The 10,280-nt window shown below is 60.1% G+C and carries 14 protein-coding genes and 1 pseudogene; 5 read left to right on the top strand and 10 right to left on the bottom strand.

All coding sequences use genetic code 11. The features are described from left to right. Positions 1 to 249: DUF736 domain-containing protein (locus ACQZ6D_RS27190; protein ID WP_448730433.1), on the top strand; the 249-nt coding region annotated here is incomplete at its 5' end. A 91-nt stretch (positions 250 to 340) separates the two neighbouring features. On the opposite strand, the gene ACQZ6D_RS27185 is transcribed toward ACQZ6D_RS27190, so the two are convergent. The 4 genes from ACQZ6D_RS27185 to ACQZ6D_RS27170 form a co-directional block, all read right to left on the bottom strand. After that, on the bottom strand, positions 341 to 952 hold the full coding sequence (locus ACQZ6D_RS27185; RefSeq protein WP_162936981.1) for a zeta toxin family protein: 612 nt from the start codon (positions 950 to 952) through the stop codon (positions 341 to 343). Then, on the bottom strand, positions 933 to 1,175 hold the full coding sequence (locus tag ACQZ6D_RS27180; RefSeq protein WP_003524955.1) for a hypothetical protein: 243 nt from the start codon (positions 1,173 to 1,175) through the stop codon (positions 933 to 935). Before ACQZ6D_RS27180 ends, ACQZ6D_RS27185 begins: the two co-directional genes overlap by 20 nt. An 80-nt stretch (positions 1,176 to 1,255) precedes the next feature. Continuing rightward, positions 1,256 to 2,662: a HEPN domain-containing protein gene (locus tag ACQZ6D_RS27175; RefSeq protein ID WP_010974890.1), complete on the bottom strand. Its 1,407-nt coding sequence runs from the start codon at positions 2,660 to 2,662 to the stop codon at positions 1,256 to 1,258. Positions 2,663 to 2,724: 62 nt separating this feature from the next. Next, complete coding sequence (locus ACQZ6D_RS27170) at positions 2,725 to 3,576, bottom strand: DUF4160 domain-containing protein (RefSeq protein WP_045231725.1); 852 nt, start codon at positions 3,574 to 3,576, stop codon at positions 2,725 to 2,727. A 131-nt stretch (positions 3,577 to 3,707) separates the two neighbouring features. Between ACQZ6D_RS27170 and ACQZ6D_RS27165 the strand changes: the two are divergent. The 3 genes and pseudogenes from ACQZ6D_RS27165 (at position 3,708) to ACQZ6D_RS27155 (ending at position 5,466) form a co-directional block, all read left to right on the top strand. Further along, positions 3,708 to 4,192 (top strand): annotated as a pseudogene (locus ACQZ6D_RS27165) (NUDIX hydrolase). A 467-nt stretch (positions 4,193 to 4,659) separates the two neighbouring features. After that, on the top strand, positions 4,660 to 4,977 hold the full coding sequence (locus ACQZ6D_RS27160; protein WP_045024646.1) for a DUF736 domain-containing protein: 318 nt from the start codon (positions 4,660 to 4,662) through the stop codon (positions 4,975 to 4,977). Between the two features lie 318 nt (positions 4,978 to 5,295). After that, positions 5,296 to 5,466: a hypothetical protein gene (locus ACQZ6D_RS27155; protein ID WP_162936979.1), complete on the top strand. Its 171-nt coding sequence runs from the start codon at positions 5,296 to 5,298 to the stop codon at positions 5,464 to 5,466. Between the two features lie 41 nt (positions 5,467 to 5,507). Here ACQZ6D_RS27155 and ACQZ6D_RS27150 read toward each other — a convergent pair whose 3' ends face one another. Together ACQZ6D_RS27150 and ACQZ6D_RS27145 are read right to left on the bottom strand one after the other, a co-directional pair. Further along, positions 5,508 to 5,786, bottom strand: coding sequence for an HU family DNA-binding protein (locus tag ACQZ6D_RS27150; protein ID WP_010891541.1), 279 nt, complete (start codon positions 5,784 to 5,786; stop codon positions 5,508 to 5,510). Positions 5,787 to 5,924: 138 nt separating this feature from the next. Further along, the gene (locus tag ACQZ6D_RS27145) at positions 5,925 to 6,182 is read right to left on the bottom strand and encodes a WGR domain-containing protein (protein ID WP_010974892.1); all 258 of its coding nucleotides are present in this window, start codon (positions 6,180 to 6,182) and stop codon (positions 5,925 to 5,927) included. Between the two features lie 431 nt (positions 6,183 to 6,613). On the opposite strand from ACQZ6D_RS27145, the gene ACQZ6D_RS27140 reads away from it, so the two are divergent. After that, a complete protein-coding gene (locus ACQZ6D_RS27140) occupies positions 6,614 to 6,940 on the top strand; it encodes a hypothetical protein (RefSeq protein ID WP_045025118.1) in 327 nt (108 codons plus the stop codon). Positions 6,941 to 7,317: 377 nt separating this feature from the next. Here the strand turns inward: ACQZ6D_RS27140 and ACQZ6D_RS27135 are convergent, their stop codons facing one another. The 4 genes from ACQZ6D_RS27135 to traC are packed head-to-tail and all read right to left on the bottom strand — an operon-like array spanning position 7,318 to position 10,192. Further along, positions 7,318 to 7,719, bottom strand: coding sequence for a hypothetical protein (locus ACQZ6D_RS27135; RefSeq protein ID WP_045023315.1), 402 nt, complete (start codon positions 7,717 to 7,719; stop codon positions 7,318 to 7,320). Positions 7,720 to 7,739: 20 nt separating this feature from the next. After that, the gene (gene traG, locus ACQZ6D_RS27130) at positions 7,740 to 9,689 is read right to left on the bottom strand and encodes a Ti-type conjugative transfer system protein TraG (RefSeq protein WP_045231723.1); all 1,950 of its coding nucleotides are present in this window, start codon (positions 9,687 to 9,689) and stop codon (positions 7,740 to 7,742) included. Continuing rightward, a complete protein-coding gene (gene traD / locus ACQZ6D_RS27125; RefSeq protein ID WP_045231722.1) occupies positions 9,676 to 9,891 on the bottom strand; it encodes a type IV conjugative transfer system coupling protein TraD in 216 nt (71 codons plus the stop codon). The genes traG and traD overlap by 14 nt, the downstream gene beginning before the upstream one ends. 4 nt (positions 9,892 to 9,895) lie before the next feature. Continuing rightward, positions 9,896 to 10,192, bottom strand: a complete 297-nt coding sequence (traC, locus tag ACQZ6D_RS27120; RefSeq protein ID WP_045023309.1) for a conjugal transfer protein TraC — start codon at positions 10,190 to 10,192, stop codon at positions 9,896 to 9,898. Between the last annotated feature and the right edge of the window lie 88 nt (positions 10,193 to 10,280).

Below are 10,280 nucleotides of genomic sequence, written 5' to 3'. Positions count from 1 at the left end.
GTCAGCATGAAGGCCCGCCTGAACCCCATCGAGCGCGTCTCGCGCGACGCTCCGGACTTCCGCATCACCGCCGGCAACGGCGTCGAGGTCGGCGCGGGTTGGAACAAGGTCTCCAACGACGGCGAGCCCTTCATCTCCGTCAAGCTCGACGACCCGAGCTTCAATGCCCCGATCACCGCAGCCCTTTGGCCGGGCGAGAAGGAAGGCGAATACGCCCTCATCTGGAACCGCCCGAAGCGGGAGGCCTGAGCACCCAGAGGAGCTCCGCTCGACAAGGCGGGGCTCTTTTTCGTCTTTTTCTCACATGGTGAAGCCGGAGGTGGGCATCGAGCCCATTTCATCACTCGGTCGCGATGGATTTCACAGCTGAAGCGACGACGGCGAGAGCATTCTCATCAAGGCCGATCACACCATCCTGTTTTTCGCCGATCAGCTTGGGCGTCGCACCGCTATTGTCCCAAATCCAGGCTCTGTCAGCTCGTTCGAGAAACCACGGAAGTTGATCGAGCGATCTTGCGTAACGGGCACGCACTTTATCAGCCGGAACGTCGTGTCCACCCTTCGCAACGCGAAGTTTGATACGTTCGATCGACCGCTCCGGGCTGTCCAAAACGGTGTAGAAAAGCCAGATGGCAAATCCCACGGCTTCAGCCGCCTCAACCAGACGGCGGTACTTATCCGTCGATAAAACGGTCTCTACCCCGATCGTCTTATGAACGGATATCGATGACTGAATCCAGGCCTCAATGCGCTGAACAGCAACCAAGTTGGCTTCCGGAAGTGGTTTGTTTTCTACCTCACTGATCCGGCCGGCGAGAAGATCGGGGTTGACGATCCATACGGAGCGCCCTTCCAACTCGAGATCCGCATTTGCGTAGACGCTGCTCTTACCGGATCCGTTCGGGCCAGCAACAATCAGAAAGACGGGCTGCTCAAGCTTTTTCAGGCGCACGATCGACAACGCCAGTCACGGCCTTATTATCACGGCGGGCCTTGGCGACATTCCTGCTGAAGACATAGGTAAGATCTTGCCCGAAAGTTTGGCTTTTTGCGTCGATCGTCCGCACAGTGACGAACTGCCCGCTGCTCGAATCCCGAACCCGTTTCTCCGTAACCGCTTTGCCACGCACTCCGGACTTAGGGCCATTAAGCTTTTTGACGACGACTTTTGCCATGTCTGCTCCAATTTTTCACCTTAATATAGCAAGCATCATAGAGCACGAAAAGACCAGTCCTCCTAATGCGTACTCTCGATTCATCCGGTGTCGCCGAGCAGGTTGCGAACAGGATCGCTGTTCGGTAGCCGACCGCTTGGGAGGCGAGAGACGAGACTGCAGAAGCATCGCGCAAACGCTGCCTGAGCACGTTCTACGTTCGCGGCTTGGCCAAGTTCCCCCGTGTGAACGATGCTGCCGCGGGCGTGGTAGAGTTCAATGATACTTTGCTGATAGGAGGAAACGCGGGGAACGCCTTTCATGCAAATTCCAGCCCGGCGCTTGATGCGTTCCGCCACGCCTGGCTGATAGTGGTCGGTGAGCAACGTTTCGAACGCCACCGCAAGAGCGACAATCGCCTCCGACTCGTTGGCATGTGAACCGAATGACTGTCGGAACCAGTCGAGCGCGGTGACGATGCGCTTGTAGAACCTCGCCTCCATCTTTGAGCCGGCCGTGAGATGGACGTGCCGGAAATATCCCTGCTCGACAGTCTTGAGCGCAGCCACGATTTGTCTTTCGAAACGCTTCATCGTGTTCGTCTCCATCGCCTCTGTCGAGACTACGGCGGCGACATCCGACAGTCTCGCGAGATCCAGCGCCGACACGTTCATGGGGACGCGCCGGGTGGCAATCTTTCCAGAGCGTCGACCTTCCCCGATCAGATAGTGGCGGATGTCGAGTGTTTCCCAGTTGTTGACGTGAGCGGACGAGCTGAATTTGTCGATCGAGCCGTCCCGCTCGACCGACAGCGCGTGAAGCATCAGTAGCGCGGACGCAGCCGACCGGATCTTGAGAGTGTAGACAAACTGGTTTTCATACATGTCTCCCGTGTGCGATGTCAGCTTGACGAGCAGCAACGGGTTAGTTTTAAGCCATTGCGCAGCATGCGAGAAATGTTCGATGTCGCCTCGCTCTATACGTTGCCGTATGCCCAACCCGCGTGCCATTTCGATCAGGCGGTCATGTGCCCGCGCGACTGAATTGGTCTGGGCGCTGACGGCAAACCCGGCCGCACGAAACAGGATGTGGCTTTTCAGTCCCGAATTCCTCCAGGGCAGCATCTCCATCTTCATGCCGAAGCTGGTTAGCGGATAAAGGACGAACCCGGGACGCTCGACTCCGGCCGAAGCGAGATCACTCAGCATTTTTCCGGGAACGCCACCCCCACCTTGCTTAGCGCATGCGAGAACATGCTCATCCAAGAGAGACGTACCGACATAAATTTCCTTTGACCACAGCGATCGGGCGATAGCCGCGCGAATATTTACGATATGGTGTTCGATTGCGCCCCGTTCACTGTCGCTGAGTTTCTTCTCATCCGTAACCAGATGATCGATCGAGTTGAACAGATTGAGCTGATTGTGTTTGCTGGCAAGGAAGGCGTCGGACTGGTTGACCGACTTTGACTGCGGAGTGACGACCGTGGCGATTGAGGGATGGCGCAACTGCTCACCATGATGGAGTTTGGACAGAGAAGGTTAATCGAAGCGGCAAAAATCGCCGAATTTTACGAGTAGCTGATGAGCTGCGTCCGGCTTTTCTGCCAGGCCTCGTTGAGATCCAAACGATGCCGTTCAATCCAGGCTACAATCTCCTCCTCGTACGGGCCGGCGCTACCTTCAAGTCGCCGGAGGGTGTCGAGGTTGAAAGCCACGTTGATTCCTCCGCCACGAACGACAACGTTTGCCGGCATCGCGAGATCAGCACAGGTTACGACAGCACTTGCACGGTCATACCCGTGTCGCGACGCGACAACCTCGCGCAATTCCTCCAAGGCCGCTTTCCCTGCCGAATAAATTCCCACGTTCTCAAGCTCGTGGCGGCCGTGAAGTTCGAAGTCATACGGGATGTAGCCGTCCTCCGTCCGGTATAATACTTCTTCAAATTCCTTAGGATCGATGGGCCGGAACGAGAGATACCAGGTCTCTTCTTTCGTCGCTGTCATCAACATCACTCTTTCCAGCTCCGAAGCGTTCAGACCCGCCACGGACTCGACGCAGGAAAGGCCCATGAACTTCGCGAACCTCGGACCGTCGTTTTTCCGGGACCAGGCAGAATAGTTGAAAAGCTTGCGGTCCCGCGTCGGAATTTTGACCTTAATTCTGATGCGCGTCTTATCGGCCGTCCACACACGCCCCTGGCGAAGCTTCGTTTGCTCGACTTTTTCAACATAAGAACGGTGCACTGGATCGAGTTGTTCTCCCGTCGTCAGTCCGTGCCCCTCGTGCCTTTCATCGGTCGTCAGCCATACGACGTCGCGCAATGGCTCTTCGGACCGCCTGGTGACGTGACCCTGGTTGAGCTGAGATGCCAAAATTCCCTCGGCAAGGGAAACAGAAGTATGATGAAAAAGGATCATTGTTATTCCGGGAGACAAATGACTGGAAGTTGCAAACTGCTATAGACCATCGAAATGCGAATGTTTACCCCTGATGGATTGATGTCGCTTAGGTCTGCCGGAAACTATGTGAGTGAAGGGAAGCGCAGCAGATGGCTGAAATTCCGATCCGATTTTTGCCGTATCCGTCGTACTTCTTCGCAGCGTCGCCGCTGGACCCGAGGTACTGCTTTTACGCCGGAATCGCACGCTGATCGGCGAGTGGTGCCAGATTGCCGGTGGAATTGAAGAGGGGGAGAAAGCATGGGAAGCAGCGCTGCGCGAAGTTCGTGAAGAAACCGGCCTGACTTGTGGTCAGCTCTATTCGGCAGACATATGTGAGCAGTTCTATGAGGCGGATCGCGACGCAATCAGCATGCTGCCGGTCTTCGTTGGTTTCGTGGATGCTGGGGCAACTGTTGTCATCAATCACGAACATAGCGAATTTCGATGGGTGCCGTTCGAAACGGCCTTGGGGATGGTGCCTTTTGCGGGTCAACGCCATGTGCTGAAGCATGTGCAGGCCGAGTTCGTACAGCGACAGCCGGTTCGACACCTCCTTATCTATTCGACGCGTGGAGCAATGCGATGTTCATGACGTCGAGTCAGAGCCGTCTCGGCATCGCTCGACTGTCGAACGACAGGTAGTTCAGACGCACCCATCGGCGATGGCGTCGAAGGAACGGCAGGTCCGCAGCCGTGACGTGGTGTGAGCAGGGTGCCGAAAACGATTGTGCCAGCGGCGTGCTGGTAGTGAGTTCAACGATTGGTTTCTCGGCATGTCGTGCGCAATCCGGTTCTGGCTGGCCACACCCACGCAGACCTCGATGGATCTGGTGTGACCGAAGGACGCCTTCGTCTCGATCGCCTTGGCCGCAACGGCCATACGCGACTTTCTTCCCCTGCAAACAGGTTTGCATTCCTCGCGGGCCAAGAAAGCCGCTCCCGGCCGTCCTCCACTTCGTTCCGGCCGCCAGCGGTGCGACGTCGATCGCCGTCGGTCTTAACACCGTCATCGAGGACGCGATGGGCGCGGCCCGAGCAAACCGGAAAAGGAGCACGACAATGGCAGTCATCGGCGAATTCAACACCAACGGCAACAACTCCATCATCGGCAACGTGCGCACGCTCACAGTCAGCATGAAGGCCCGCCTGAACCCCATCGAGCGCGTCTCGCGCGACGCTCCGGACTTCCGCATCACCGCCGGCAACGGCGTCGAGGTCGGCGCGGGTTGGAACAAGGTCTCCAACGATGGCGAGCCCTTCATCTCCGTCAAGCTCGACGACCCCAGCTTCAATGCCCCGATCACAGCAGCCCTTTGGCCGGGCGAGAAGGAAGGCGAATACGCCCTCATCTGGAACCGCCCGAAGCGGGAGGCCTGATCACCGCAACGAGCTCCGCCGAAAGGCGGGGCTCTTTTCGTGTCGCGAGGGAGAGCCGGGCGCAGGCATCGAGCCTGCTTCCGGCTTTTCCGGTGCCATACGAGGAGTTGTGGGCTGCTCAGTTCGTCCAAGGGTGCCATGGCGAAACGAAGGCGTCCAGCACGAGCGGCGCCTCCAATTTGCTCCTTCCGCCTATGGCGGCTCCCGCAAATCGGTTCCTCCCCTCGCCGCCTCCGGCGGTCGCGTCCCGCGATGCTGGACCCCTCCGCTCCGCCATGACGCGCGGCGTCGTCTTTCACAAACGTCAAGGAGACGACGATGACGATTTCTCTCGAAATTCAGCGCGAAGAGCTTCGGGCCGAATTCAGGAATGCCTGCGATCCGGCCGAGCGCCGCCGGATTGCGGCGGAGCTGGAGATGGTACAGGCGGAGCTTGCAACGATCGAGGCCGAACAGGACGGACGCATCAGCGCGGAGCCTCCTTTCTAGGAGGCTTCCATCATGCTGCCGTTTCCGGCGGCGTGGTCGCTTCAGCCGTTCAGTGCGTCCTTGACCGCTTTGCCGGGCGTAAAGGTCAGCTTCTTCGATGCCGCGATCTTGATCGTAGCACCCGTCGCCGGATTGCGTCCCTCGCGCTCCGGAGTGTCCTTCAGCTTGAACTTTCCAAATGATGGGATCGACGTTTCTGCGCCAGCAAGCGCCGCGTCGGTGATCTGCTTGAAGACGCTCTCGACGATCGTCTTGGCCTGCGCCTTGGTCAGGCTCTGTTCGGCTGCGATCTTGTCGGCGATTTCGTTGGTCGTGGTCATATTGGACATTCCTCATGTTGTTTCGGTCCCTCAGCTTTGGCAATGAAGATGTGGCGAAGAAAGGGGCAGAAAGGCAGGAATCCCCGGAAGGAGCGCGTAAGCCACAGGAAATGCAGCAATGCGGTCGATTGAAACCGGCTATTCGGTGTTGCCCGCGTCCCGATAGCCACGTCGTCTCTTCGTTCGTTCGAGACAGGAGAGTGCTGTGTTCGCATCATCCGGATGATCGAAGGTCTGCATCATCGTCTGGCCGCCCGATCCGATCCGGCCCCAGTTGCGGATGACCGAAGCCCCGCCGAACAGTGTCGGCTGGATCGCCAGAATGTAGAAGCGTCGCATGTTCTGCGCCGTCTCGATGCGGTGAAGATGAACCGGGCATGTCTCCTTGTCTTCCATGCCCTCATTGTCGCTATCTCGGCAAGCAGCGTCCAACGAGTTATCTGAATCGATCCGGTGTCACCGATTCATCGCCGTGATGATTTCAGACAGGGAACTGGGCGAGGCGGCTTCAACGCATGGCTCTATGCGCAAGCGCACCGAACCCGCAAGCGGTTTCGGCCATCCGGTTGCGATCCTCTCGCGGCCGGTTCTACCGGCAGACGGACGCGCCCTGCAGGCGCGGGTCTCTCTTCTCTCTGACTTTGTATTTTGCACCCGCCACTCCGGCGTCAAGGACGTCGTAGCACCTCCAATTTGCAGCCGCCGTCCGCGACGGCTCTTGCAAATCGGCTCCTCCACTCGCCGCCTCCGGCGGTCGCAATGCGATCCCTGACCCCTCGCGTCTACGGCGCAGCCTCCTTGCGTCAGAAAGACGAAAGGAGATTGTCATGACAGAGCAGAAAATCAAATACATCGATGGTGGCAGCCCGGAATACTGGCGTCAGCGGGAAGAGGGTTTTCGGTTGATTCGAGAAGCCGAGCGTGCACATGACCGCGTCACGCGCGCGCCAATGTACATCTCAGGCGCCTATGACGATGACGGCGACGTCATCCCTGTCGAAAACCTCGGTCCATGGGATGCGATGGACGCGGCGATCAGTGCTATCGAGGCGAACGAAACGGCCGTCGATATTCTGGTTGCCCAGCGACGAACCGAGATTGGCGACTGGCGCATCGACACGGTGATCCGTGAACTCAACGTTAGCCCCGATTAATGTCGAGGACGAAAGGTGGTGGTGCCACCTTTCGTCCGTATCCCTGTCTGCGAGCCTCGTCAGCCGGATCGACCGGCCGGCATGGCTAACGAAAGGGGGGCTGCGCCGCCCCTCTCGCCGCTCACCCCATGAGGGAAGGGCAAGCCCCTCCCTCAAACACCCTCCCATGGGGAAAGGGGACGGTTCCCTCCACCCTTTCCCCAAACCCCTATCCCTCTCCCGGGTGCGGCCTGCGGCCGGCTTAAAGCTCCGGGAGATCGGCGTCGCTCATTGGTGATTTTATGCACCGGTGATAGCCTCTCCCCCTGAATTCAGCAGCTTGTCGCAGTGTGCCGGATACAGGTCCCGTACGGCATCCGGGGACGCGCTTTCGGACGTCATGCGATGGACGGCTTCGCATCGCTGGCAGCGGCCCCCTCCTTCTCTTCCTCCCGCTTTCGTTTTCCGGTTGTGGACCGAATCCGGTTCAGCACCGGTGGCAGAAACGGAACATCTTCCCAGGCGACATCGCCTTCGAAGAGCATCTCTCTGTTTCTGTTGCGCCAGGCCACCTCTTCTCTCGTCACAAATGGCGGCGCGATCTCCGTGAACGCCGCCAGTGGCCCAAGCACCAGAGCGCAGAAAAGGCCAACCGTCTTCACGATCGTATCGCCGATCGCTGGCAGAATGGCCATGCTGACGATCGCCCCGGCGCCGAGAAACGGAATGGCGATGATGAACGCCACCCAGGTCATCAACGGCCCCATCAACGAGTACCAGTCTTTTCTCCAATGCATCATGCGCGCTTCCTTTCGTTCTGTCAGGGTGTGGAAGGTTCCGGCCCCTTGGCCGGCGCATCGCCTTGATGGAACCTGTTCTTGCCGACGATCCTCGTCATCTCGTCGCGGCGGAACCAGATGGCGCGGCCGCATCTGAGCGGCGCGTTGCCAGCCGTGAACACGATCTGCTCGTCGGTCCGCATGCGCATCACCTCATGCGGCAGGATCAGCCGCCGGTTCGAAAGCTGCTTCGACCGCGAGCGCGACGATCCCTTCATTCCGGTCGACCGGTTCGTCTGGTCGACCTCGATCGTCGTGTCGCCGCATCGCTTCGAGATGTAGTCGGCCGTGTCGGGATCGTTGATCGCCGCGAACGAGATCCATGACGCCGACTCGAACCATTTGCTCGTGGCGTCCCGACCGCCATAGGCCTCGCGCATCTGCCCGAGGCTCTGGAAGATCAGCGTCAGCGTGATGCCGTATTTGCGACCGGCATCGCGCGCTGTCTCGAGGATGCGCAGATAGCCGAGACGGGCCACCTCGTCGAGCAGGAACAGCGTCCTGCCCTCGACCTCGCCGTTGCGATTATAGATCGCGTTCAGGAACGCGCCGATCACGACGCGGGCAAGGCCCGGATGTGCCTCCAGCACTTTCAGGTCGAGTGCGATGAAGATGTCCGTCTCGCCCTTGGCGAGATCGTCCGTCGAGAAGCTGTCGCCGGACACCAGGGCGGCATAGTTCGGATAGGAGAGCCAGTGCGTTTCCTTGACGGCGTTGGCATAGACGCCGGAGAACGTCTCCGGCGTCATGTTGACGAACACCGCGACGTTCTCCCGGACGAATTCGGATTCGGACTGCTCGTAAATCCGCGTCAGCCGCTCGCGCAGTTTCGGTTCAGGCTCCGAGAGATTGGCGCGCACCCGGCGCAGCGTCTGGTCCTGTTCGTCCGTATGCCCTGACAGGCACACGTCTGCGATCAACGCGGTCAACAGCTGCATGGCGGAAGCCCGGAAGAAGTCGTCGCGGGCGGACGCAGTCCGCGCGTTGTCGGTCATGATCCAGGTCGCGACCGACACGATATCCTCCTCCTTCGTTCCGCCAAACCGCCCGATCCAGTCGAGCGCGTTGAAGCCGATGGCGGGCGTGGCGGGATCGAGCACGATCACTTTTCGGCCGGCCTTGCGCCGGTGTTCCGAGACCATCGGCGCCACCTCGCTCGACGGGTCCAGAACCACAAGCCCGCCACCCCATTTGAGCGCCGTCGGGATCGTCAACGATGTCGTCTTGAAACCGCCGGAGCCGGCAAAGACGATGCCGTGCGACGAGCCGAACGAGCCGTCGAAGCAGAGCAGCGGGGACTTGCCGCCCGCGCCCCATGTCTCGCGCTGATCGGCGCGGAACGACATGCCCGCCACACTGTCGCGATCGACGCGATAGCGTTCTCCGATGACGATGCCGCCCGCATCGGGAAACAGTCTTCCCGCTTCGACCACGCCCATCCAGTCCGCCTCGCCATGCACGGCCCGCTTGCCGCGGACACGGCGCGGCGCCGGACTGGCAAATGCAGCCTTGCCCTTGATGACGACGCGAAGTGCGAAGACGCCGGCGAGGAATGGGCCGGCCGCACCGAGCGCTGTCGCCGGGTCCGTGTAGGCGAGGACGGACTGGTCCGTGGGGACGCTTCCGGCGATGCCGGAAAGACGAGCCGCCTCGCGGATCATCGCGATGATAATCGCCGCGACGTTTCCGCTGACGACGCTCCATCCAGCCGTCTTTATGTTGGCGGCACCGTTGGCCGCGAACAGGAACATCGTACCTATCGCAGCCGCTGCGATGTAGGGCAGGGCGATGCCGAACCGCCCGAGCATCAGCTTCGCCTGCGCCGTCCTTCCGAACGCCGCCAGCCAGTGCTCGATCCCCGGCATCAGGATCACCGCGGCGATCATCGTCGTGGCGGGGACGACGGCGAGGAGAATTCTATTCGCCGTCACGACCAAAGGCCTCCGCCCCTATCGTGGTGAGGCGCGATCGCTCGGCATCGTCGCCCTTGATGCGGCGACCTGCATCGATCAGCATGCCGAGCAGCAGTGCCCGTTTCTCGTAGCGCAGCCCGGCCTTGACGATCAGGCCACCCAGCTCGATCTTCTCGCGGGTGTCCTTCTTTCGGGCGTCGGTCGATGAGGTCCGGTGCATCCGCTCAAGCCTCGCCACGGCTGCCCGCATCCGAGCCAGATGCGAGCGTCGCGCCCGGCTCGCCGGCGGTCCGGCCGTCATCGGCATTTTTCCTTCCGGATGTCCCTGCCTTACCTCCGCGAAAGCGCCCGGCGATGTCCTCGAACGCTGCCTGGAGTTCGGCCTCCTCGATCTCGATCTCGCCAAGACCGGCCTTCAGCGCGACGCGGCCGATGCGCTCGGCCTCCCGCGTCTCCGCCTGTCTGAGCTGGTCCTGAAGGCGGGCGATTTCTTCACGTATCTTCGATGACGGTTTCTTCATTCCGGTCGGATCTCCCTGGAAGTCTCGCGGTGATGTTCTCGCCGCCAGACTTCCTCAAAAGCACGTCCGAAGGAACGTGCAGATTTGC

This window comes from Agrobacterium sp. 22-3639C2 (genome assembly GCF_053522105.1).
The sequence above is the reverse complement of the archived record's forward strand: the minus strand, read 5'-3'. Positions and strand labels throughout refer to the sequence as shown.

What these genes read in the sequence shown, in the direction of transcription:
- ACQZ6D_RS27135 (WP_045023315.1), bottom strand. Translation starts at nt 7,719, where the DNA reads ATGATGCATTGGAGAAAAGACTGGTACTCGTTGATGGGGCCGTTGATG.
- traD (WP_045231722.1), bottom strand. Translation starts at nt 9,891, where the DNA reads ATGCACCGGACCTCATCGACCGACGCCCGAAAGAAGGACACCCGCGAG.
- ACQZ6D_RS27170 (WP_045231725.1), bottom strand. Translation starts at nt 3,576, where the DNA reads ATGATCCTTTTTCATCATACTTCTGTTTCCCTTGCCGAGGGAATTTTG.
- ACQZ6D_RS27150 (WP_010891541.1), bottom strand. Translation starts at nt 5,786, where the DNA reads ATGACCACGACCAACGAAATCGCCGACAAGATCGCAGCCGAACAGAGC.
- ACQZ6D_RS27160 (WP_045024646.1), top strand. Translation starts at nt 4,660, where the DNA reads ATGGCAGTCATCGGCGAATTCAACACCAACGGCAACAACTCCATCATC.
- ACQZ6D_RS27140 (WP_045025118.1), top strand. Translation starts at nt 6,614, where the DNA reads ATGACAGAGCAGAAAATCAAATACATCGATGGTGGCAGCCCGGAATAC.
- traC (WP_045023309.1), bottom strand. Translation starts at nt 10,192, where the DNA reads ATGAAGAAACCGTCATCGAAGATACGTGAAGAAATCGCCCGCCTTCAG.
- ACQZ6D_RS27155 (WP_162936979.1), top strand. Translation starts at nt 5,296, where the DNA reads ATGACGATTTCTCTCGAAATTCAGCGCGAAGAGCTTCGGGCCGAATTC.
- ACQZ6D_RS27180 (WP_003524955.1), bottom strand. Translation starts at nt 1,175, where the DNA reads ATGGCAAAAGTCGTCGTCAAAAAGCTTAATGGCCCTAAGTCCGGAGTG.
- ACQZ6D_RS27145 (WP_010974892.1), bottom strand. Translation starts at nt 6,182, where the DNA reads ATGGAAGACAAGGAGACATGCCCGGTTCATCTTCACCGCATCGAGACG.